This is a genomic window from Halorientalis brevis (assembly GCF_023077655.1).
The window spans coordinates 850953-871466 of record NZ_JALLGV010000001.1 but is presented as its reverse complement, the minus strand read 5'-3'; the positions used below and the strand labels follow the sequence as shown (position 1 = coordinate 871466).

The window sequence follows — 20514 nt, the reverse complement described above, 5'->3', positions numbered from 1 at the left end:
AGTGGTATAGATGGCGACCATGCTGCATAGCTGGTATGTCTGGGTCACTCGAACCGCCTGTGAATTCAACCGACATCATCTAACTCTGAATTTGTATTAACCGCATACAGAATGCACTTTTGCAAAATGATTAATTGCTGATTTGGTAATAATATAATATGTCGAGTCCCTGGATCACAGAGCAGGGGAAGGTTGGGACAGTTACCGTCAGCTACACGGATGATAACTGGCAGCTCAAAGAGCCAGCTGTGGATGACAATGTCGTCTGTCTATTTTTAGGAGATAATGAGATTCCAGCGTCAAATAGTCCGATTCAAATTAAGGGAGAAGTCTCGAGATACACGATCAGTGGGGGAGATGATCCAAATTATCTGATGTTCACTCCGATCGATTACGAACCGGCGAGTGAGGACTCGTCATCCCATGAATCCAAAGAAACCCACCATTCTACGTCAAGCCAGTCTAGTTCTGAAGATACACTCCCCCGACGCACCCTCTCCGAACTGAGCGGAACTGGTGAGTATGTTTCGGTTGAGGCCGTTGTCAATAACGTTTCTTGGGTTATGAAGTCATCTACGGGTCCGGATGTCAAAGGATCACTCACGACCGAAGATGGATCCGAGAAAGTCGTGTTTATTGTGGAGAACGGGGTGTCTCATCCATATCTTGAGGTCGGGAAAATGTTCGAGTTTCGCCGGGTGAGGGACCATTATTATCGGAAGGATGATCAAATACAAGTACAGATCACGAAACAAACGGACTTCATTGAGAAAGGAACTGCGTGGCCTTCAGCAAGGGACGGTCGTTCCTCCTCTGATACTCGCCTGTCTAGTAGTCAGCGGTCGTACCGAAATTGGGCTTCCTCATCGTCTGAGAACCTTCACGAAATTGCTGCAGAAATGATCGGAGATAAGGAATTCACGGTACAGGAAGAGGAGCAAGACTCTGCGGTCGGAAATGCGAAAAAGATGGCTCGATCTCAGAACCGTGACCCAGCAATTGACCCTCGGTTTCAGGCGTCTGAGGAGGATGATGAGAATTGAGTAATCCGCTTGCTTTTCGGAGCTACATCCTCTCATTTCTCCTCTGTTGACCGTAATTTAACCGAAATTTGTTCCCAGTGGGAATTTATACTCAGTAATAACTGATGGCTAGGAAAGCCGAGCTGTGGGACGACTGGATCGCGCAGACGCTCCTCGCCGATGTCCAGGCGTCTGGAACGCCGGATCCAGTTCCGATGATCGATGCGGGCGGGACGGAGCGCGACACGACCGACGCGTTCGACAGCTATCGCTACGGCCGTGGCGACGGGGCGTATCTGTACCTCCTCTATCTGCTGGACGAGCCAGCGACCGACGCCGGCGATATCACGCCCGTCTACATCGGGGAGACGAACAGCATCACGTCCCGCCTCCACCAGCATTTCAAGAAAATCCGGGACGCGCTGCCGGTCGACGAGTGGGCAGACGACGGCTCGTGGGGCAGCTGGTCGAAATACGATCACATGGCCAGCGTCTCCGAGCAGGCTGCGGGGCCGCTGTACGCCTGGATCTGTGACGTCGACACGCTCGATCAGGGGCCGTACGGCTATCCGACCTACCGGCAGGAACTGGAGGCGAAACTCGTCGGCCTGGTTCACTCGATGCCACGGTTCGAGCGGGTGTTCGCCAACCGCGAGTTCGTACCGAATCGCGTGATCCACGAGATCGGGAAAGTTGGTCCGGACTGGCTCACCGGGGCCGACGAGTACGACCCGACGACGCTCCCACACACTGGCGAGCCACCGGCTGACGATCGGACGAAGGCCGAACTCTGGCACGCGTGGGTCGAGCAGACGATCCTGCAGGATATCCAGGACACACCGACTGATCCGATCCCACTGTTCGCGACGACCGACGATGGGCAGGTCCAGCTCACAGAAAATGATCGGCTCAAACGCAGTGCGGCGATCGACGAACGCATTCGCCAGGAGGGACGGACGTGCGTCCACGAGACCGGCGTCCGATCAGAGAGCCCGGACGGGCTGTTGTACGTCATGTATCAGATCGCCGAAGACGGCACGCCATCAAAGTCGACCGACATTATCCCACGGTACATCGGGAAGGCGGAAGCGTACGGGAAGAAAAACGAGTTGAGTGCGAACTTCACCGAGATCGCCAAGGACCGGAACGCGACCCGGAGCTTTGCCCGCTGGGGCGATGGCGATTACTGGCACGTGGGCGAACTCACGAACACGGTGTTCGGTGAGAGCCAGAAGAAACGCGCCTGGGCGAACGCCCTCTTCGAGCAGGGGACGCGGACCCTATCAGACGACGTCTATCTCTGGATTCGGGCCTGGGATCCTGCGGCGTACCCCGGTCCTTACGGGTACGACGCCTACTTGGCGGAGGCGGAACCGCTGCTCATCGGCCTGGCCAACGCTGCCTATCCGGAGGACCTCCTCAACCACGAGGGCGTCCCCGACGACGCCCCGGTCAAGCGCGACGCTCGCGAGTTCACGCCACTCTCAGAGTAACCCCACCAGTCGGTTCGTACCCAGCACTCACTGCTTCTCGTGCGTCACCGAATCCCTTCGCAGTGACCGTCCGGTGAGTAACCACCACTGCTCGCAGAGACTGCGTTGGCTACTGGGCCGAACGGCGTTTTTTCTGCCCCGACAGGGGTGCGGGGCACACTGCAGTGGCCCGTGTGAACCCAATGTCACAGAGCGATAGCACGCACGTCTCCTTCGGCGACCGGGAGACGCGCGACGACGAGATGCGCAGTACGATCACCGACTGGATCGAGGATCTCACGCAACTCACCGACGAGGCAGTGGCCAGCGCGGAGTTCCAGGAATGGCTCGACGTTCAGAGTCGGTTCCACGACTACTCCCACCGGAATACGCTACTGATCAAAGAGCAGTGTCCGGAAGCGACGAAGGTTGCTGGCTACCGAACGTGGCAAGAAGAGTTCGACAGGCACGTCACAGAGGGCGAGTCGGCCATCTGGATCTGGGCACCGATCATCACGACGCGCTGCCCGGAGTGCGAGAACTCGCTGTCGTACCATGAGGAGAGCGACTGCGAGTACGACGAGACGCCGCCAGAGGAGTGGTCGGAAGGCCTGGTCGGCTTCAAACCCGCGCCGGTGTTCGACATCTCCCAGACTGAGGGTGAGCCGCTGCCGGACCTCGACACGGCGGCACAGGGTGAGGGTGAGGACCTCGTCCCGGCACTCCGGTCGACGGCCGACACCTTCGATATCGAAGCCCGGATCATCCCACCGAGTCGATGGACCCACGGTGACGCCCGGGGCATCTGCAAACAGTCACCGAGTGCTGATCGGCCACGCGTCGAAGCCGTCGACCGGTCGAACCGGGCCGACCTTGCACGAACGCTCGTCCACGAGTACGCCCATGCACTGTTGCACGTCGGCGTCGACGACGACACCGAACGGGCCAAGCGAGAGGTTGAGGCGGAGGCCGTCGCGTACGTCGTCGGGCGATACTTCGGGCTGGACACGAGCAACTCGGCGTTCTACCTTGCGACGTGGGCAGGTGACGACACGGACACGATCGCGGAGCGACTCGGGCGGATCAGCACGACGGCTGCATCAATTATCGACACGGTCGAAAACACGGTGGCTTGGTGAGGGTTCTCCTGCCACCTGCGCTTCTGCGGTGATTTCCCTCACCGATGCTACGACATCCCTAGCCTTTCTCCTCGAATGTCAGTGAACAGCGAGGCGGGACGTCATGCCGTTGCTTCGTCGGAATCGACCACCGGAGTGACGAGTGGCAGATCGATATCGATGGCCGTGTACCAGACATCTGGTCGTTTCGCGTGCCCGTCGTCGACGAGGTTGATCAGATGTAACTCCTCGAGTTCGGTCAGGTTACGATGGACCTGACTGACATCCCTGTCGACGAGCCGTGCCGTCTCCCGGATGCTCGCCGGTTTATGTTGGACGATCGCTCGCAGTAACTCCAGTGACTTCGGTCGTGTGACGCGATGGACATCGGCTGGATCGTGGTAGACCACCTCGAGATGTGGCTCCGGCGTCTCCCCGCGATCCAGCGCAGCGAGCGTTTCTTCCAGTTTCTCGTCGTCTCCCTCACGGAAGCGAACGTGCAGCGTGCGATCAGCCGTGTCGTCAGTATCACCAGTCGTGTCCATGCTCGATCACCTCGGATTTGAACCGCTGGAAGAGGGCCTGCAATCCGTCGAAGTCGACGTCCTCGACGCTGCCATCAGCCCGGTGTTTGTGATGGTGGGCTGCATCTGGATGGTCGGGAAAGTTATCGTAGCGGATGATGGTCTCTCCTGCTGCGTTCCCGTACTGCATCGAGTACTTGATGCCCTCGGGATAGCGGTCAGATGTGGGGACGCGAAAGGCACTGATCTCGGCGTAGTGATCGCCAAAGTCCTTCGTGACGTTGATGACCTGCTGTGCCTCATCATCCCCGCCCATGGGTGTTGGTATCGGCCACAACGTCATAAGCGTTGTTGCGAACTCCAACACCAACGCGGAGTTTGTGATGCAGCGATCCCACGCTCTCCCGCAGAGACCCTCTCTCGATATTCATCATTATATGCCCCCCGAAGGGGTGCGGGGCCATCCTCGGCCTCGCGCTGATTCGACATGGCATCGAGCGACGTCTACGCCCATGGCTTCGACGAACAGACCGACAAACGGCCGCCGACGGACGACTGCCCCGAGTGCGATGGCACCCTCCGAACGGAGGCCGGGGAGACGACCTGCACTGAGTGTGGCTTGATCCTCGACGAGTATCGCTTCGACCACAGGGGACCACGCACGTTCCCGGAGGACGAGGCCCAGCGAGAACGCACTGGCGCGCCTCTCACAGCAACGCGGCACGACCGCGGGCTGTCGACGGAGATCGGCGCGGGGACGGACGCGAACGGCAACACACTCTCGCAGTCGAAGCGCCGCCAGCTAGCGCGACTCCGGCGGGAACACAGCCGCGGGAAATGGGGTTCGAAGGCCGAACGCAACCTCGGCCACGGCTGTACGGAGATCAGACGCATCACTGCAGCACTCGGCCTTGCGCGCGACGCACGCGAACAAGCATGTACCCTCTTCCGGACGGCCCAGACCGAGGGGCTCCTGCCGGGGCGCGCGATCGAGTCGGTGGCGGCGGCCTGCGTGTACGCGACCTGCCGGGTCACGGAGCGACCGATGACGCTCGACGACGTCGCCCCGGTGGCACGGTGTTCACGCAGTCGCGTGGCGAACGCCTACACCGTCTGCAACCGAGAATTGGACCTGCCTGTGCCGCCGCGCCGTCCCCGAGCGTTCATTCCGGCTCTGGCGTCGGCGGTCGACCTTCCCGTGGAAACGGAGCGATTCGCCCGGACACTCGCGGAACGAGCACACCAGGCCACGCTCAGTATCGGTGCACACCCGGCGGGGTTCGCGGCGGCGTGTCTGGAAGTCGCGGCAGCAGAGCAGGAGGTGGACGTGCGACAGGCCGATCTCGCGGACGCCGCTGCCGTCACGCCCGTGACGGTGCGGGCACACCGCGACGCGTTGCGGAGGTCCGAGGTGGCGTGCTCGCGATGATCCGCTCGCGGCTGCTCCCGTTCCTCCCACGCCGGTCGCTCACGGTCGTCCACGAGTGTCGGGTCTGTGGCGTGACCGTCGAGCCGGCCGTCGACGTCTGTCCGTGCTGTGACCGTCGGAGTATCGCCCGGTACGAGATTCCTCGTGGGGACTCGCGGTAGGGGCGGGCCGTCCTTCCTTTCGAGTCGCTCTCGCAGGTCGTTTTGTTGCGCGCTGATGGGCGAGCGCTCACGCGCGGGCGCTCGATCTACGTATGCATCCACTGGACCGACTCGACTTCCCGACCCGCGTCGCAAAGCGTGCCCAGTACGAAGCCTTCGAGTTCGCAGTGATCGACGACGGTGTCCGCGTGCGCAACTGCAGTCACGCGGACCCTGCAGACCACGAGTACACGGTGACTGTCCAGGACGGCCTGCCGACGGCCTGCACCTGTCCGGCTGACGAGCGATTCGACGGCGCCTGCAAGCATCGGGTGGCGGTGGCGATCCGTAGCCCAGTGCTGGACGCAGCCCGGACGACCCCGGTGGCGGCTGACGGTGGCCAGGCGAGCGATGGATCCGAAAATGCCGGCCCGGAGATCGACTGTGACTGTGGGGAGCTGCCGGGCGAGTTCCCCTGCTGGGAGTGCGTCCGCACCGGCCGAAAGGCGATGCCGGAGTAGACGGCGGCTGGCCGGCGAAGCGCTGCTCCACCCCTTTTTCGCTTCACCGAGCCACCAACCCACCCCACGTCCCCACCCTCCGCTCCCGGCCGCAAGCGGCCGGCAGCCACGACCTATCTCTGACTTATACTGCACAGTCGTTACACTCGCTGATGGCCGGCAGCGCACCGGCACAACAGAGGACCTCCTTATTCGTCTCCCGTTGGAGGTTCACCTGCGTGCTCGGGGTATTAGCGTTGAGTTCGGAGCCAACCGCCAGTTAGCCCCCACTGGATTCAGATGGGGATTTATATCAGCCGTCAATGGGCGCCGGCTGTCAGTAGAACTCCAGTAAATGGATGAAATCGAATGTGTCGGGAGTTAGCGGCTGATCCTTATCAGTGAAGACGGCACCATCCAGTCCTGCGACGGTCGGCACCTCCAAGAGATGATTCGCACGAATACCTTCGAGGTCGTCCCACGGACTGATCGCGACGCGGAGATACTCCGCCGGATGCTCGACGCGTCGGCGAGTCTTTGGAACGAAGTGAATTACGCCCGTCGCCAACGGTTCTTCGACGACGAGAACATCTGGGAGACCGAGAAGTTCTACGACAGGTACGTCGGCGTCCTCGGTGGTGCATCCGCCCAGACGGTCATCCGACGGAATAGCGAAGCCTGGAAGTCGTTCTTCGCGCTCTGTGAGAATCCCGACGAGAGTCCGTCCCCGCCGGGATACTGGGGGAACGAGGACGACGGCCGTGAGCTGCGCACGTACGTGCGAAACGATGCCTACGACATCCAGTGGGGAGACCGCTCCCGGCTGGAGATCAGAATCGGTCAAGACCTCAAAGACGAGTACGGACTGGGGTACTACGAGCGGCTGTCACTCGAAGTCCGTGGCGAGCCACACTGGGAAGGCGACCCCGGCCGATTGGTGATCGAATACGACGAACTCTCCGAGACGTTCAGGGCATCACAGCCTGTGACGGTCCCCGACGACCGACAGGATTCACCACTAGCCCACCAGACGGCTGCCCTGGACCTCGGTGTCAACACGCTCGTCGCCTGTACGACCAGCGGCGGACAGCAGTACCGATACAACGGCAAACCGTTGTTCGAGCGGTTTCGCGAGACGACCGAACACATCGCCGACCTGCGAGCCAAACTACCGGACGACCAGCCGACGAGCCGGCGTATTCGACGACTGTATCGGAAGCGAACCCGACGGCGGGATCACGCTGTCAAGGCACTCGTTCGTGATCTCGTTTCCAGATTACATCAGCAGGGGGTTGCTACGGTGATCGTTGGCGACCTCTCCGGTGGCTTCGAGGCTAAATGGACTGCCGAGGTGAACGAGATGGTTCACAACTTCTGGACGTACCGGAAGTTCACCAACCAGTTGCAAGCTGTCTGTGAAGAGTACGGCATGGAGGTGGTCGTCCACTCCGAAGCGGGGACGTCACAGTCGTGTCCCGACTGTGGCCGGATTGAAACGACGACGCGTCATCAGCGGACGCTCACGTGTGCCTGCGGCTTCGATGGCCACGCTGACCTCGCTGCATCACGGAACCTCCTGACTCAAGCGACCGAGAACTCGATAGCAGGGCCGACGGCACGGCCCATGCGGTTCAAGTGGGACAATCACGAGTGGCGTCCACACGAACCCGCGAGCGCGGGTTCGACGGACTCCGCTCAACGGCGTTCGGCCAGAGACGCCCCGGAAAATCCCAACGAACAGCGCATGAACCCGCAAGATGCCGCTACAGCCAGCGGTGACGGCTGGTAGCGGATGCCCATCTCGGGTGGATGTCGATTCGTCGTGAACGGATCTCCCTTTTCAAAAGACGAACCGACCGGTATGTGTGCGCGCCGAACTCAGTACCGACTTAGTGACTCCCTAGAACGCCAATTTCCCCGCTGATACCCTCGTCTCGGGGGCTCGAAATCCGTTCGACGGCCAAAATCTGGCGTAATCTGGTGAAAATCGGCTTCACCGACGGGGGCTTTCAATAGACGCCCGGATGAGGAGTCACTCGACTATGTCTATACAACGTGACACGCTGCCGGTCGTTCGCGGTGCAGCAACGGGGGCCGCCGCCTGGGTGCTCGGCTATCTCCTCACGTACGTGCTCGTGGCGCCGGATCTCCGCAACTCTTCACTCAACCGCATCATCGAGGCGTTCGACGGGGCGCCGGCGACCTACGAGATGGTCGGCTGGGTGTTCTATAACGCCCACTTCGTGAGCACCGTGTTCCAGGACATCCCCTTCGTCGGTGGCGGGTCGGTATCCTACGTCGGCGGCGAGGGCGGGTTCACGGCGCTCCTCTACGGACTCCCGATCGCGCTGCTGTTCGCTGCGGGGCTGGCCCTCGCACGCGCCGACGGAACGGCGGACACGACCCGCGGCGCGCTCGTGGGCGCGACGGCCCTGCCGGGGTATCTGGCGCTCTCGATCGCCGGGGTGTTCCTCTTCGCGGTGAGCGTCGGCAGCGCGACCGGCGCGCCCGATCGGCTGGCCGGCGTCTTCCTCGCTGGCATCGTCTATCCAGCGCTGTGTGCCGCCGCCGGGGGCGTCTCCGGTGCCGTCCTCGAAGGCCGCGGACAGGCGTCGTCAGCAGGTCGATGACTCCCCTTCGCGACGCGGCGTCCGGCGATCAGTATTTTCGAGAGCCGAACTGACGGCTCCAAATCTCTACATATTAGTATAGTAAAACATTAGTAAGTTTTACTTGGGAATGGTTCACACTCCAAAATGATGGCTGAGCGAACGGTTATCCTCTGTGAGGACAATCCCAAACTGGGCGAGATCTACACGACGTGGTTGGGCGACACCTACGCGGTCGAGCACGTCGACACCGGTGACGGACTCCTGGCGTCGCTGGATCAGGCGACGGATGCGATCGTGACTGACTGGCGGACCCCGGGAACACAGCGACACGACCTGCTGTCGCAGATCGCCGAGTCGCAGTTCGATCCCGCGCTCGTGGTCATCTCCGGCATCGAACCGCGGATCGACCTCTCGGACCACGGCGTCGACGCGTTCCTGGAGAAACCGTTCCGGCGAGACGCGCTCCTCGGAACGCTGGACTCGCTGCTGCAGCCCTCAGCCCAGGGTGACCGAACCGCCGTCTAAAGCGGTAGTGGGTTTGCTCACGGATACTAGCTGTCTCTGTCAGCTCCTGCACTGACCGGTACGCGAACCAGCAGACCGCAGACTGGGCGTGTCTTTGTGGTGAAAAAGGATCCACGTGGGGGGAAGGGAGCTTCGTGATGGACCCTGGATCACGGGACAGCGGCAATCCCGAACAGACACAAGCCCTGCACGCGCCCCGTGACAAATCCGTGTTCGATAAGGTGGGGTGAATGCGTGGTGGACGTTCTCAACATGTGAAAACAGCCGCTGCTGTTTCGACAGGACAGTTCGACATCGGCCGGCTCTCACACTGCAGTCGGATTTAATCCTCTTTGGTATGGTTGGACGTTTTACACCAACCATTCTCAAACTCTGGGAATCCCGTTCGTAGTTTATTATCCTTATGGCCACTCTTCTGATAAGATGGTCGAACATGCTAGTGAGCTTGTAAATGAAGGTGATACTTATGCTATCAATAGTGACAGCCTCGTAAGAAGACGCTCGCTCACCCGTCCCGAGTCGTCGCGGCAGCGATCGCTCGGCGGCCGCCTGTCGAGTGCGTTCGGTCGTCTGCAGCGAACTGTGCGACTGCGCCGGGACCAACCCGCGACTCGCCGCGGTCGTCTGTGTGGTGGCTCCAAATGATTGCTCACATGTCATGTTCGCCGTTCTCAGAAATCACGGATTCTAAACAGGAGGTGTGCCGATGACGTCGTCGTTCTCACAGCTGTCACAGTCGTGGCAACCGTCGGGAGACGGGCTGGAGAACGCGGCGCCGTCCGTCCTCCTCGTCGACGACGACGACCGGTTCGGCTCGGTCGTCGGGGAGTATCTCGAGGCGGAACACGGCTACGACGTCGCCACCGAGTCGAGCGCCGAGGACGCGCTCGATCGCCTCGAAACGGCGCCCCAGATCAGCTGCGTCGTCAGTGACTACGCGATGCCCGGCATGGACGGGCTGGAGCTCCTCCAGGAGGTCGACGAGCGGTTCCCGAACCTGCCGTTCATCATGTTCGCCGGCCAGGGGTCCGAACGCGTCGCGAGCAGGGCGATCCAGCTCGGCGCCGACGACTACCTCGAAAAGGACACCGGGGAGACGCGCTACGAGCTGCTCGCGACCCGGATCGACAGCTGCGTGACGATCTCGCGCCAACAGCAGAAACTCCGGGACCTGTACGCAGCCATCGAGGACGCGGGCCACGCGATGCTCGTCACGGACACCGACGGGACGATCACGTACGTCAACCCGTCGATGGAAGCCATCTCCGGCTACACGAGCGAGGAGTTGGTGGGCGAGACGCCGGCGCTGCTCAAGTCCGGCGAACACGACCGGGCGTTCTACCAGGAGCTCTGGGGCACGATCCTCGACGGCGAGGTCTGGGAGGGCGAGGTCGTCAACGAACGCAAGACCGGCGAGCGCTACGTCATCGACCAGACGATCTCGCCGATCACCAGCGAGGGGGCGATCACGGGCTTCGTCGCCATCAACCGGGACATCACTGAACAGAAGGCCCACGAGCGGGAACTCGAGTTCTTCGCGCAGGCGTTCGACCAGGTCGGCACGGGGATCGCCGCCTACGACGAGGACGGAACAGTTCAGTACGCCAACGAGGCCTACGCCGACATGCTTGGCACGACCATCGAGGAGCTGATGGGCCGCCCCATCGTGGACGTGAATCCGGATCTCGACGCCGACCGCTTCGCGGCGTACTGGGACTCGTTCGACGTCGGCGAGACGCGCCGCGCTGAATCCATCCATCAACGACTCGACACGGACGAGACGTTCCCCGTCGACACGGTTACGACGAACATCACCGTCGACGGCGAGGAGTTACACGTCGGCACGATCCAGGACATCACCGAGCGCAAGGAGCGCGAACAGGCGCTCCAGATGTTCCGCGAGGCCGTCGAGCAGGCAGGACACGCTGTCGTCGTCACGGACACGGACGGGACCATCGAATACGTCAATCCCGCTTTCGAGGAGATCACCGGCTACGATCGCGAGGAAGCCCTCGGCGAGACGCCGGAGCTGCTCAAGTCCGGCGAACACGATCAGGAGTTCTACCAGGACCTCTGGGCGACGATCCTCGACGGCGAGGTCTGGAAGGGCGAGATCGTCGACGAGCGCAAGAACGGGGACGAACTCGTCATCGAGCAGACGATCTCGCCCATCACGGAAGACGGTGAGATCGCCCACTTCGTCGCGATCAATCACGACGTCACCGAGCGCAAACGACAGAAACGCGAGCTCAAACGGCAGAACGACCGCCTCGAAACGTTCGGGCGGACGGTCGCCCACGACCTCCGGAACCCGCTGAGCGTCATGGAGGGGTATCTGGACGTCGCCCGACAGGCGGACGATCCGTGTGCGGCGCTCGACGAGATCCAGACCGCCGTCGATCGCATGGAGGAACTGATCGAGGAACTCCTCGCGCTGGCCGAACAGGGCAAGACCGTGCTCGATCCCGCGCCCGCGTCGCTGGAAGACGTCGCCGTGACCGCGTGGGCACACGTCGACACGGCCCGAATGCAACTGGACGTCGTCGACGACGACCAACTCATGATGGACGACGGCCGCGTCGTCCAGCTGTTCGAGAATCTCTTCCGGAACGCCAGGGAACACGGCGGTGCGGACGCGACCGTTCGCGTCGGCACCCTCCCCGACGGGTTCTACGTCGAGGACACCGGTCCGGGGATCCCGCCGGACAAGCGCGACGCCGTCCTCAAATCCGGGTTCACGACCTCGAAAGACGGCACCGGATTCGGGCTGGCGATCGTCACCCAGATCGCCGACGCCCACGACTGGACGGTCTCGATCACTGACGGGAGCGACGGCGGCGCGCGCTTCGAGTTCCGGGACGTCGATCGCCCGTGAGCACCGAACCATGACGGGCCACTCCAACGAACGACGCCATCCGGACCGCTCCGAGCAGCGCGACCCCGACCGCGGAAGCGACGACCGCGGCCCGCCGCGTGAGCCGGACGCAGCGGTGTTCGAGCACGCACCGATCCCGATCGTCGTGCAGTCGGCCGGTCCCGAGCCGACCGTCGACGCGGTCAATCCAGCCTTCGAGGAGCTGTTCGGCTACACTGCCGACGAACTGCCCGCCCAGCCGATCGAGGACGTGCTCGCGCCGGCCGACGAGGACGCCGACGCCGGGCCCAGCGTGGTCGACCAGGCGAGCACGCTAGACGGTGACCCGACCTCAGTCACGCTGGACACCCGGTTCGGGCAGCGGGAGTTCTACCGCTTCGATCGGGGAGCCGGTGCCGACCACACCGTCGTGTACCTCGTCGACAGGACCACGGAGCACCACCAGCGGGAGCGACTGGCGGTCGTCTCGCGCGTCCTCCGACACGACAGTCGCAATCAGTTGAACGTCGTCACGGGGATGGCGTCGATGCTGGCCGACTCGGTCGACGAGGAGACGCGGGCACAGGCCGAGCAGGCCGTGACGGCGGCCGCGGAGTTCCGTGACACCTGTGAGCAGATCCGTCGCGTCGAAGAGGTGATCGCGACCGACACTGCACGTCGACCCATCGACGTGACGCGACTGGTCGCGGACGTGGTCTCGGACCTCCAGGACGCCTATCCGGACTGTTCGTTCACCACCGAGCCGTCCGAGCCGGTCTGGGTGACGGGGTCGGCAGCGCTCGGAATCGCCCTGGAGAACGTCGTCGAGAACGCCGTCGCCCACAACGACAGGCCGGAGCCGTCCGTGGAGATCACGGCGGTCGAGAGCCTCGACGGCCGGTACGTCGACGTGCGGGTCGCCGACGACGGGCCGGGGATTCCGCCCGCCGAATATGAGATTCTCACCGGCGAGCGCGACCGCTCGCAGGTCGAACACCTGAGCGGCCTCGGCCTCTACGTGAGTCACTGGATCGTCACGGCCCTCGGCGGGACGCTGGGGTTCGACGCCAACGCGCCGCGGGGGTCGATCGTCACGCTTCGCGTCCCGAGCGCCGTCTCCCCGTCCGAATCGAACCCACGCTGAGTCCGGCCGATCTCCCCCTGTGCCTGCGCCGATCCAGTCGGTCGCACTGGCTTCCTGCTTTCGAGAATCGTGCCAGGCGTTATTTGTCTCGGCGGTGCGTCAGGTTCTGGTATGACCCGACACGCGGACGACGACACCGGACGGCCGCTGACGCGACGGGCGCTCCTGGCGAGCGGTGCCAGCGTGACTGCCCTGGCGCTCGCTGGCTGTTCCGAGAGCGGTGACGGCACCGCGACCAGTCCCGCCGAGACGGACGCTGGAACGGCGACAGACGCACCGACGACGGCGGGGCAACAGGACCTCGCGTCGCCCGTCGAGCCGGTCCCCGAGGAGGCGCGCTGTGCGGTGTGCAACATGTACGCCGCGAAGTTCCCGGAGTGGAACGCCCAGTTGACCCACGAGAACGGCGACCGCAAGCACTTCTGCTCGCCGGGGTGTCTAACGGCGTACCACGCGGTGCCGTCCCACTTCGACGAGGCCCACTCGCAGGACGACGTGGCCCACGCCTGGGTCCGCGACTACACCTCGAAAGAGTACACCGACGCGACGACGGCCCAGTACGTCCTGGAGGAAACTGAAGCCCACATCGAGGCGCCGATGGGGAAGAACCCGGTGCCGTTCGCGGACGCCGCGGACGTCCAGAGCTACGTCGACCAGTACGACTCGCTCACGAGCAACGACGCCGTCCCGCTGTCGGCGTTCGACGTGGCGCTGGCGCGACGCTTCCGACCGTCTTTCCTCCCCGACACCGACGAGACGGCGATCGTCGAACCGGTCTCCGTGCCGGACGACGAGGAGTGCGCCGTCTGTAACATGATGCCCGCGAAGTTCCCGGACTGGAACGCCCAGCTCTCCCACGAGGACGGCGAGCGGGCCCATTTCTGCTCGCCGGGCTGTCTGGCGGCCTACAGCGCCGACCCCGGCCACTTCTCGTCGGGACAGACGCAGGACAGCATCGTGGGCGTCTGGGCACACTGCGTGAAATCGAAAGCACAGATCGACGGGACGACCGCCTACTACGTGTTGGAGACGAACGCCGACCGGAGCAAAGGGCCGATGGCGATGATGGGCAACCCGCTCCCCTACGCGAGCGAGGCCGACGCCCAGGCGTACGTCGACCAGTACGACGACCTCTCGAGCGACGACGTGATCCGCTACCAGGCGTTCACGCGCGACGTCGCGACGCAGTATCGCAAGAAGTTCCTGTAGGGTCTCGAAGAGGGACCTGATGAGTACGATCCGTCCCGACGAACTGGCGGCGCGGCTCGGCGACGACGGGCCGTTTCTGCTCGACATTCGACCCCGGAAGAGCTACGACGACCGTCGTATCGAGGGCAGTACCAACGTCCCCGTGTACGGTGACCTCCGGTCAGGCGACGAGGCCGCCCTCCGGGACCGACTCGACGAGATTCCCGACGATCGGGAGGTCGTGACTGTCTGCAAGCAGGGCGTCGTCGCCAAGCGGGCGACGAAGATCCTCGACGACGAAGGCTACGACGCAACGACGCTCAAAGGCGGTATGGGCGGCTGGCACGGCTACCAGCACGACACGCTCGGCTACAAGCTCCGATCGCTGCTCTGGCGGCTTCTGTAGGGTTCAAAGCGCCGATTCGACGAACTGCGAGACGATGCAGTCCTCGGCCGTGCGGAGCCGATACTGCACCGTCGAGCGCGGCTCGTCGAGAATCGTCGCCAGATCGGACACCGACACCGCTCGCGGCCGCTCGTAGTAGCCGTGCGCAACGGCAGCCTCCAGTGTCGTCCAGTGTGCCGGCGAGAGGTCGGCGTTGATGCTCGCCGTGGCCTGCCAGTTGCCGGCACTGGTGAGGTGCGAGATCGACAGCGAGACGCCGTCGCGGAGGTGCGTTTCGATGGTGTCGAACAGTTCCCCGATCGGCTGCGTCCCGGGATAGAGGACGCGCCAGCGGTACTCGGTGCCGGTCCGCCGCGACTCGAACAGGACGCCTTCGCGCACGTGGTCCAGCACGAAATACGGGATCGAGTGACAGCGGCTGACCTCGTGCCGGAGCGTGTAGATCGTCCGCGCCGTGGCCCGCCGATCCAGAACGTGATACGACCGCGCCGTGTCGCAACTCGGCACGTCCAGACACTCGTTACACCGGGTCTCGTCCAGAAACACGGCGTCGAACGCGTCGAGCGCCTCGCTCGTCCCCTTCGCGTGGTCGAGGCGCCACATCGTCTGCTCGGTCGTGAAGACGGCCGACGACCAGACTGAGAGACTGTCGTACTGCTGGAAGACGTCCATCAGGTCGTCGACGCCGTGCTCGAACTCCACGACGAACTCGAACTCGCGCATCTCGTCCGCGAAACTGGGTGACGCAGTCATTTGGCTACTGCCAATCAGATATGAAGGGATGGAATAAAGCTGTTTCTACAGCCGGATTCGCGTCCGAAAGGCGAGTTAGCTAATGCTAAAGAAACTGTGATGCAGTCGTCGCGTCAACGTCGAGATACGAGCGACCACCCGAGAACTCGCGACTCAAAACCATGAGCCAGAACGTAACACGATACGAAAGCGATCGACTGTCAGCGCTCGCCGGGTACGGCGTCCGGAAACGCTCGCTGCAACTCGTCTTCTTCGACGGGCAAGTCCCGGACGAAAAGACGGCGGTGCAGCGCGGCGTGAAAGAACAGACCCTCGACGCCCTGAGTCACGTCACCGACGTCGCCGCGGAGTCCGGGGTCGAGGCCGACGACCTCATGCGAACGACCGTGTATCTCACGGAGATGGAGCGACAGCCGGAGGTGCAGTCGGCCTACGACGAGTTCTTCGACGACCGCCGGCCGACGATGACCGTCGTCGGCGTCGAGGCGCTGCCGAACGACGCCGCCGTGCAGATCGAAGCGACGGGGGTCGACCGATGAGCGCCCGCGACCGAGCGGGGACGCGTTCGCTCACCGGGGGCGCCCGCGAGACGGCCGGCGCGCTCGCAGTGAATGGACGACAGACCCGGGGAATCGCGCGGTAACACCACCGACGACGCGACCCACTCTCGACACTCATGCCACGATGTAACAATTGCGGGGAACACGTTTCGGAACAGTTCAGCCGCGTGTTCGGCGACAGCGCGGGCGACGTGTACGCCTGCCCCGCCTGTTCGGCGAACGCCGGTATCGGCGAAGTCACGCGCGAGCGGAAGGCGAGCGACTGAGTGCGGCACCGACAGCGGTAGCGGAGAAAACCGCGTCAACCGGGCGCGGCTAGCGACCTTCTCGCCGATAACGAAGCATATATTCGCGGCTCGGACTGGGGTTATATTGTACACGACCACCAATACTATGGCCACTACGCACGCGATACGCGACTTTCTCCAACGGCGCGGTGTCCCGGCGACTGACCAGCGATTGATCGGGTACACGATGGGGGCGCACGCGCTCGACCACCTCGTGGTGCTGTCGATCCCGCTCTTCATCCCCATCTGGCTCGAGGAGTTCGCGGTCACGACCTACGAACTGGGACTGCTCGTGACGCTGATGACCGGTCTCTACGGCGTTATGTCGCTCCCGTCAGGAATTTTGAGCGATCGGTACGGCGCAGACACCGTCATCACTGGCTTCCTGTTGCTGACGGGCGCCGTCTTCCTCGTCGCGCCGTTCGTCCGCTCGTTCTTCGCGTTAGCGCTCGTCGTGGCGCTCGCTGGGATCGGTGCCGGCTTCTACCACGCGCCGGCGCTCGCGTTCATCAGCCGTGAGGCGAGCGCGCCGAGTGCGGGATTCGCCTATCACGGCATCGGCGCGAACCTCGGGATCGGTATCGGCCCGCTGCTCATCACGGCTGGGCTCGCTGTCACCGACTGGCGAACCGTTCTCGGACTGCTCGCGGTCCCGCTACTCGGATTCGGCGTACTCTTCGCCGTTCGCGGCCCGACCGACGCGAACGACCACTCGGCCGCTGACCACTCGCTCGCCGACGTCGTCGGCCAACTCCGGGGACTTGCCGTGCCCGTCTTCGCCGCGATCGTCGGCATGTACGTGTTTGCCGGCATCTACTACCGCGGGACGCTCACCTTCCTCCCGCAGTTCATCGATACGATCGGGGATCTCCCGACGCTGTCGATCGCCGGGTCGTCGGTCGGAGCCGGCCAGTGGCTCTACTCGGTGATCCTCCTTATGGGATCGGTCGGCCAGATCGTCGGCGGCCAGCTCGGCGAACGCTTCGAGGTCGAACGCGTCCTGCTCGGCGTGTTCGTCACGACGAGCGTCGCGCTCGTTGCGCTGGGGATGCTCTCCGGCACGGCCGTGATCGCCGCGGGCCTCGCGTTCGGGGCGCTCCTGTTCACGCTCGCGCCGCTGCAGTCCGCGCTCGTCGCCAAACACACGCCCGACGCCGGTCAGGGGATCGGCTTCGGCATCGTCTTCACCGTCAACTTCGGGATCGGTGCTCTGGGCGCCTCCCTGGCGGGCTGGATCCTCTCCAGCAACACCTACCCGCTGCTCTTCGGCGTCCTCGCGCTCTTTCCCCTGTTCGCAGCGACCGCAGTAATCGCAGTGTCCCGACTCGGAACCCACCAATGACAATCACCTACACACCAATCGGACACGTTCGTTCACCGTTCGAATCGCCCGACGAAGTCGTCCACGACGCGGTCAGCGAGACCGAGGGCCGGATCGTCCTCGACGACGAATACAGCCGGGGACTGACCGACCTCGACGAGTTCTCTCACGTCGTCGTCCTGGCGCACCTCGACGACATCGACGACACCCGCCTTCGAGCGCACCCGCCGCACGCGGACGACCTGGAAGTCGGCCTGTTCGCCACTCGAAGCCCACATCGCCCGAATCCGATCGCACAGACGACCGTGGAGCTGGTCGACCGGGAGGGCACGACGCTCCGCGTCCGCGGCCTCGACCTCGTCGACGGGACGCCCGTGTTGGACGTCAAACCGTACGTCCGATCGGTCCCGGCGTCGGCCGACGCCGCGTTCGGGTGGCTCGACGACGTGCGCTAGCTCCGCTCGATACTGTCACACCGGCGGCTGGCTGTCCTCGGAAGGCTGGAAAAATTGAGTCCGCGCGACGGCGTCGCGTCTCGACTACGCGTCGGCGTTGCCGTAAAGGACCACGGCGACGACTGCCAGGACGAGCTCTGCCACTTTCGTGATGACGGCCATCGGGTTGATGCTCCCTTGCATGTAGAACGCTTCGACGCTGAAGCCCTGGAAGACGAACAGCGCGAGGATCGTCGCGACGGAGTAGACGGCAGCGACGAGATACAGCGGGCGTCGCCAGTACCGGGTCAGGTACACGAGGAGCCCACCGAGGAACCCGAGCCCGTTCAGGACGAAGAGAATTCCCATCGTTTGACTGAATCCCATCACGCGAGGCGCGAGCGCGAGGTGGAGAACACCCGTCACGAGCGCCGCGAGCACTGCGACGTATCCCAGTGCGCTCGATGGCATAGTTACTAGCGACTGCTGACTCTGACCAGGTGTCGTTTGTGCACCCATAGTGGGGTAAACGTACAAAATCGTAATCAACCTACGTTCCGTTCTCACAGTGCGGGAATCGTCGGCCCCCTTTTGAGTGCTGTGCGTTGGCCGGTCGGCTGGCTCAGGCCAGTTCGCCGTCGATCGCCGAGCTGATGTCGGACACGGTCGGGCGGACGACCTGCCGGTTGACGGCGACGGTCGGCGTCCCGGTGACGCCGGCCTGCTGGCCCAGTTGCCGGTCGGCACGGACCGTCGGCTCGTGCGTCCGTTGCAGCGCGGCGGTTCTGATCGCGCTCCCGTCGAACCCGGCGTCGTTCGCGAGTCGCTCGTAGGTGTCCGCACCGAGGTCGGACTGGGCCTCGAAGAGCGCCTTCGAGAACTCGAAGAACGCGTCCTGTCCCTCGGTGGCCTGGACGGCGCGCGCGGCGCAGGCGGCTTCCCACGAGGCCGTCGCGTCGACCGGAATGGGGAAGTCGTGGAACTCGTAGCGGATGTCCCCCGGCTCGGCGTACTTCGAGATGATCTCCGGCGCGACGTTCAGCGAGTAGTCACGGCAGTGCGAGCAGGCGTAGTCCTCGAAGACGATGACCGTCACGTCCGCGTTCGGATCGCCGCGGACCGGCGTCGGCAGCAGGTCACCCGTCGTCGTGTCGGTCCCGGTCGCGGGCGTCTCGAGCGTCTGCTGTTCCTGGCCGCCGCCGCCGAGACAGCCAGCGGTCGCGAGCGAGGCGGCCGCGGCCGAGCCGGCGAGGAACGCGCGTCGTCGAAGGCGAGGCGTGGTCTGGTCACTCATTGGGAAATGTATCCGGGCGCGACGGTTAATTACCTCTCCGTTCCCGGCCCGTGGGAACGAACTTTGGCATCGGCGTGGAACAGCGCCTCTGGAACTCCTGGTGACCGGCGGCACGGATTCATCGGGCGCGAGGGGTGTCGGCTGGTCGGTGCGGACGGACACGACGTGACCGTCCGATCCGTGCCACGTGGTAGTTAAAACACCACTAATGCGATGAGGTAGTTTCAGGTGGGTCGCCAGTTACTCACAGAGTAAGAACGCGCGGATCGCAGCCGGCGACCCGGACGTGCGGCGGAGACTGGCGGTCGCGATCCCGTTCGATTCCCGACCATGACAGACGTGAACTTCGACAGACTCGCGACGGTGCTCGAACAGGACGACGACGACCTCAAAAACGACCTCCCGGACGTGCTCGCTGGCACCGAGCAGGAACTCGATACGCTCCTCCTGGAGCACCCGGACTGCTTCGAGGATCTTTCCCGGCGGCTGAGCACGCTCGACGGGATCGCCGAATACGCCGGGAACGAGCCCGAGACGGTCGATCGCTTCTTGACGGTGCTGTGGGGCGGCCTCGAACTCATCTCGGAGAACGTCCCCGAGGTACAGGAGGAGGTGACCGACGAGTTCTCGGTCGACTGGGAGGCCGTCGACTCGGCCGTGACCTTCCACATGACGTCGCACCCGGACCCGGGCACTGTGTCCGGTGGACCGGGCCTGCTGGAGAACTCGACGCTGTCGTTCAAGGGGGAGACCGACGTCCTGTTCAGCATGCTCAACGACCCCGATTTCAACCCTGTGACGGCGTTCATGGGCGGCAGCTTCGAACTCCAGGGGCCCGTCGACGAGGCGATGACGTTCGCCCAGATGATGGAGACCGTGACGACGAACGTCGAGAACCTGAACTGACGAGCCGAGAAAAAAGCGAGCGAGT

The 20514-nt window shown here is 63.6% G+C and carries 23 protein-coding genes; 18 read left to right on the top strand and 5 right to left on the bottom strand.

The window, feature by feature from the left end; translation table 11 throughout:
• The first annotated feature begins 158 nt into the window (after positions 1 to 158).
• The 3 genes from MU553_RS04475 (at position 159) to MU553_RS04465 (ending at position 3633) form a co-directional block, all read left to right on the top strand.
• Positions 159 to 1043 (top strand): hypothetical protein, encoded by an 885-nt coding sequence (locus MU553_RS04475; protein ID WP_247376087.1) that lies wholly within the window; start codon positions 159 to 161, stop codon positions 1041 to 1043.
• Positions 1044 to 1147: 104 nt separating this feature from the next.
• Entirely contained in the window at positions 1148 to 2515 is a 1368-nt protein-coding gene (locus MU553_RS04470; RefSeq protein WP_247376084.1) for a GIY-YIG nuclease family protein, read from the top strand.
• Between the two features lie 182 nt (positions 2516 to 2697).
• On the top strand, positions 2698 to 3633 hold the full coding sequence (locus tag MU553_RS04465; RefSeq protein ID WP_247376082.1) for an ArdC-like ssDNA-binding domain-containing protein: 936 nt from the start codon (positions 2698 to 2700) through the stop codon (positions 3631 to 3633).
• Positions 3634 to 3734: 101 nt separating this feature from the next.
• On the opposite strand, the gene MU553_RS04460 is transcribed toward MU553_RS04465, so the two are convergent.
• Complete coding sequence (locus MU553_RS04460) at positions 3735 to 4157, bottom strand: HVO_A0114 family putative DNA-binding protein (RefSeq protein ID WP_247376079.1); 423 nt, start codon at positions 4155 to 4157, stop codon at positions 3735 to 3737.
• Positions 4141 to 4452, bottom strand: a complete 312-nt coding sequence (locus tag MU553_RS04455; RefSeq protein WP_247376076.1) for a toxin-antitoxin system TumE family protein — start codon at positions 4450 to 4452, stop codon at positions 4141 to 4143. Before MU553_RS04455 ends, MU553_RS04460 begins: the two co-directional genes overlap by 17 nt.
• Before the next feature lie 171 nt (positions 4453 to 4623).
• Between MU553_RS04455 and MU553_RS04450 the strand changes: the two genes are divergently transcribed.
• The 10 genes from MU553_RS04450 (at position 4624) to MU553_RS04405 (ending at position 14934) form a co-directional block, all read left to right on the top strand.
• Positions 4624 to 5565, top strand: a complete 942-nt coding sequence (locus MU553_RS04450) for a transcription initiation factor IIB (RefSeq protein ID WP_247376074.1) — start codon at positions 4624 to 4626, stop codon at positions 5563 to 5565.
• Positions 5562 to 5726, top strand: a complete 165-nt coding sequence (locus MU553_RS04445; RefSeq protein WP_247376071.1) for a hypothetical protein — start codon at positions 5562 to 5564, stop codon at positions 5724 to 5726. The genes MU553_RS04450 and MU553_RS04445 overlap by 4 nt, the downstream gene beginning before the upstream one ends.
• A gap of 92 nt (positions 5727 to 5818) precedes the next feature.
• Complete coding sequence (locus MU553_RS04440; protein WP_247376070.1) at positions 5819 to 6226, top strand: SWIM zinc finger family protein; 408 nt, start codon at positions 5819 to 5821, stop codon at positions 6224 to 6226.
• Positions 6227 to 6653: 427 nt separating this feature from the next.
• On the top strand, positions 6654 to 7994 hold the full coding sequence (locus tag MU553_RS04435) for an RNA-guided endonuclease InsQ/TnpB family protein (protein ID WP_247376067.1): 1341 nt from the start codon (positions 6654 to 6656) through the stop codon (positions 7992 to 7994).
• Positions 7995 to 8247: 253 nt separating this feature from the next.
• Positions 8248 to 8835, top strand: a complete 588-nt coding sequence (locus tag MU553_RS04430) for a DUF7978 family protein (RefSeq protein ID WP_247376064.1) — start codon at positions 8248 to 8250, stop codon at positions 8833 to 8835.
• A gap of 129 nt (positions 8836 to 8964) precedes the next feature.
• Positions 8965 to 9342, top strand: coding sequence for a response regulator (locus MU553_RS04425; protein ID WP_247376062.1), 378 nt, complete (start codon positions 8965 to 8967; stop codon positions 9340 to 9342).
• 706 nt (positions 9343 to 10048) lie between these two features.
• Positions 10049 to 12217, top strand: a complete 2169-nt coding sequence (locus MU553_RS04420) for a hybrid sensor histidine kinase/response regulator (protein ID WP_247376060.1) — start codon at positions 10049 to 10051, stop codon at positions 12215 to 12217.
• A 10-nt stretch (positions 12218 to 12227) separates the two neighbouring features.
• Positions 12228 to 13340: a PAS domain-containing sensor histidine kinase gene (locus MU553_RS04415; RefSeq protein WP_247376059.1), complete on the top strand. Its 1113-nt coding sequence runs from the start codon at positions 12228 to 12230 to the stop codon at positions 13338 to 13340.
• A gap of 111 nt (positions 13341 to 13451) precedes the next feature.
• Entirely contained in the window at positions 13452 to 14549 is a 1098-nt protein-coding gene (locus MU553_RS04410; RefSeq protein WP_247376056.1) for a nitrous oxide reductase accessory protein NosL, read from the top strand.
• 19 nt (positions 14550 to 14568) lie between these two features.
• Positions 14569 to 14934, top strand: coding sequence for a rhodanese-like domain-containing protein (locus tag MU553_RS04405; RefSeq protein ID WP_247376053.1), 366 nt, complete (start codon positions 14569 to 14571; stop codon positions 14932 to 14934).
• 3 nt (positions 14935 to 14937) lie between these two features.
• Here MU553_RS04405 and MU553_RS04400 read toward each other — a convergent pair whose 3' ends face one another.
• The gene (locus MU553_RS04400; RefSeq protein ID WP_247376051.1) at positions 14938 to 15687 is read right to left on the bottom strand and encodes a helix-turn-helix domain-containing protein; all 750 of its coding nucleotides are present in this window, start codon (positions 15685 to 15687) and stop codon (positions 14938 to 14940) included.
• 161 nt (positions 15688 to 15848) lie between these two features.
• Here MU553_RS04400 and MU553_RS04395 point away from each other — a divergent pair, with 161 nt between their 5' ends.
• The 4 genes from MU553_RS04395 to tsaA all read left to right on the top strand — a co-directional run bounded on the left by MU553_RS04395 (position 15849) and on the right by tsaA (position 18310).
• Positions 15849 to 16226: a RidA family protein gene (locus tag MU553_RS04395; RefSeq protein ID WP_247376048.1), complete on the top strand. Its 378-nt coding sequence runs from the start codon at positions 15849 to 15851 to the stop codon at positions 16224 to 16226.
• 137 nt (positions 16227 to 16363) lie between these two features.
• Positions 16364 to 16513 carry a DUF7563 family protein gene (locus tag MU553_RS04390; protein ID WP_247376046.1) on the top strand — a complete coding sequence of 50 codons (150 nt, stop codon included), beginning with the start codon at positions 16364 to 16366 and terminating at the stop codon, positions 16511 to 16513.
• A 127-nt stretch (positions 16514 to 16640) separates the two neighbouring features.
• Positions 16641 to 17876: an MFS transporter gene (locus MU553_RS04385; protein WP_247376044.1), complete on the top strand. Its 1236-nt coding sequence runs from the start codon at positions 16641 to 16643 to the stop codon at positions 17874 to 17876.
• Positions 17873 to 18310 (top strand): tRNA (N6-threonylcarbamoyladenosine(37)-N6)-methyltransferase TrmO, encoded by a 438-nt coding sequence (tsaA, locus tag MU553_RS04380; protein WP_247376042.1) that lies wholly within the window; start codon positions 17873 to 17875, stop codon positions 18308 to 18310. The genes MU553_RS04385 and tsaA overlap by 4 nt, the downstream gene beginning before the upstream one ends.
• 84 nt (positions 18311 to 18394) lie before the next feature.
• Here tsaA and MU553_RS04375 read toward each other — a convergent pair whose 3' ends face one another.
• The gene (locus MU553_RS04375; RefSeq protein ID WP_345893348.1) at positions 18395 to 18808 is read right to left on the bottom strand and encodes a DUF7475 family protein; all 414 of its coding nucleotides are present in this window, start codon (positions 18806 to 18808) and stop codon (positions 18395 to 18397) included.
• Positions 18809 to 18911: 103 nt separating this feature from the next.
• Positions 18912 to 19583 carry a DsbA family protein gene (locus MU553_RS04370; protein WP_247376036.1) on the bottom strand — a complete coding sequence of 224 codons (672 nt, stop codon included), beginning with the start codon at positions 19581 to 19583 and terminating at the stop codon, positions 18912 to 18914.
• 330 nt (positions 19584 to 19913) lie between these two features.
• Between MU553_RS04370 and MU553_RS04365 the strand changes: the two genes are divergently transcribed.
• Positions 19914 to 20489 (top strand): hypothetical protein, encoded by a 576-nt coding sequence (locus MU553_RS04365; RefSeq protein ID WP_247376034.1) that lies wholly within the window; start codon positions 19914 to 19916, stop codon positions 20487 to 20489.
• Positions 20490 to 20514: the final 25 nt, after the last annotated feature.

Excerpts from the sequence above, each read along its gene's own strand:
- MU553_RS04475 (WP_247376087.1), top strand. The coding sequence starts at position 159 with ATGTCGAGTCCCTGGATCACAGAGCAGGGGAAGGTTGGGACAGTTACC.
- MU553_RS04470 (WP_247376084.1), top strand. The coding sequence starts at position 1,148 with ATGGCTAGGAAAGCCGAGCTGTGGGACGACTGGATCGCGCAGACGCTC.
- MU553_RS04465 (WP_247376082.1), top strand. The coding sequence starts at position 2,698 with ATGTCACAGAGCGATAGCACGCACGTCTCCTTCGGCGACCGGGAGACG.
- MU553_RS04460 (WP_247376079.1), bottom strand. The coding sequence starts at position 4,157 with ATGGACACGACTGGTGATACTGACGACACGGCTGATCGCACGCTGCAC.
- MU553_RS04455 (WP_247376076.1), bottom strand. The coding sequence starts at position 4,452 with ATGGGCGGGGATGATGAGGCACAGCAGGTCATCAACGTCACGAAGGAC.
- MU553_RS04450 (WP_247376074.1), top strand. The coding sequence starts at position 4,624 with ATGGCATCGAGCGACGTCTACGCCCATGGCTTCGACGAACAGACCGAC.
- MU553_RS04445 (WP_247376071.1), top strand. The coding sequence starts at position 5,562 with ATGATCCGCTCGCGGCTGCTCCCGTTCCTCCCACGCCGGTCGCTCACG.
- MU553_RS04440 (WP_247376070.1), top strand. The coding sequence starts at position 5,819 with ATGCATCCACTGGACCGACTCGACTTCCCGACCCGCGTCGCAAAGCGT.
- MU553_RS04435 (WP_247376067.1), top strand. The coding sequence starts at position 6,654 with ATGATTCGCACGAATACCTTCGAGGTCGTCCCACGGACTGATCGCGAC.
- MU553_RS04430 (WP_247376064.1), top strand. The coding sequence starts at position 8,248 with ATGTCTATACAACGTGACACGCTGCCGGTCGTTCGCGGTGCAGCAACG.
- MU553_RS04425 (WP_247376062.1), top strand. The coding sequence starts at position 8,965 with ATGGCTGAGCGAACGGTTATCCTCTGTGAGGACAATCCCAAACTGGGC.
- MU553_RS04420 (WP_247376060.1), top strand. The coding sequence starts at position 10,049 with ATGACGTCGTCGTTCTCACAGCTGTCACAGTCGTGGCAACCGTCGGGA.
- MU553_RS04415 (WP_247376059.1), top strand. The coding sequence starts at position 12,228 with ATGACGGGCCACTCCAACGAACGACGCCATCCGGACCGCTCCGAGCAG.
- MU553_RS04410 (WP_247376056.1), top strand. The coding sequence starts at position 13,452 with ATGACCCGACACGCGGACGACGACACCGGACGGCCGCTGACGCGACGG.
- MU553_RS04405 (WP_247376053.1), top strand. The coding sequence starts at position 14,569 with ATGAGTACGATCCGTCCCGACGAACTGGCGGCGCGGCTCGGCGACGAC.
- MU553_RS04400 (WP_247376051.1), bottom strand. The coding sequence starts at position 15,687 with ATGACTGCGTCACCCAGTTTCGCGGACGAGATGCGCGAGTTCGAGTTC.
- MU553_RS04395 (WP_247376048.1), top strand. The coding sequence starts at position 15,849 with ATGAGCCAGAACGTAACACGATACGAAAGCGATCGACTGTCAGCGCTC.
- MU553_RS04390 (WP_247376046.1), top strand. The coding sequence starts at position 16,364 with ATGCCACGATGTAACAATTGCGGGGAACACGTTTCGGAACAGTTCAGC.
- MU553_RS04385 (WP_247376044.1), top strand. The coding sequence starts at position 16,641 with ATGGCCACTACGCACGCGATACGCGACTTTCTCCAACGGCGCGGTGTC.
- tsaA (WP_247376042.1), top strand. The coding sequence starts at position 17,873 with ATGACAATCACCTACACACCAATCGGACACGTTCGTTCACCGTTCGAA.
- MU553_RS04375 (WP_345893348.1), bottom strand. The coding sequence starts at position 18,808 with ATGGGTGCACAAACGACACCTGGTCAGAGTCAGCAGTCGCTAGTAACT.
- MU553_RS04370 (WP_247376036.1), bottom strand. The coding sequence starts at position 19,583 with ATGAGTGACCAGACCACGCCTCGCCTTCGACGACGCGCGTTCCTCGCC.
- MU553_RS04365 (WP_247376034.1), top strand. The coding sequence starts at position 19,914 with ATGACAGACGTGAACTTCGACAGACTCGCGACGGTGCTCGAACAGGAC.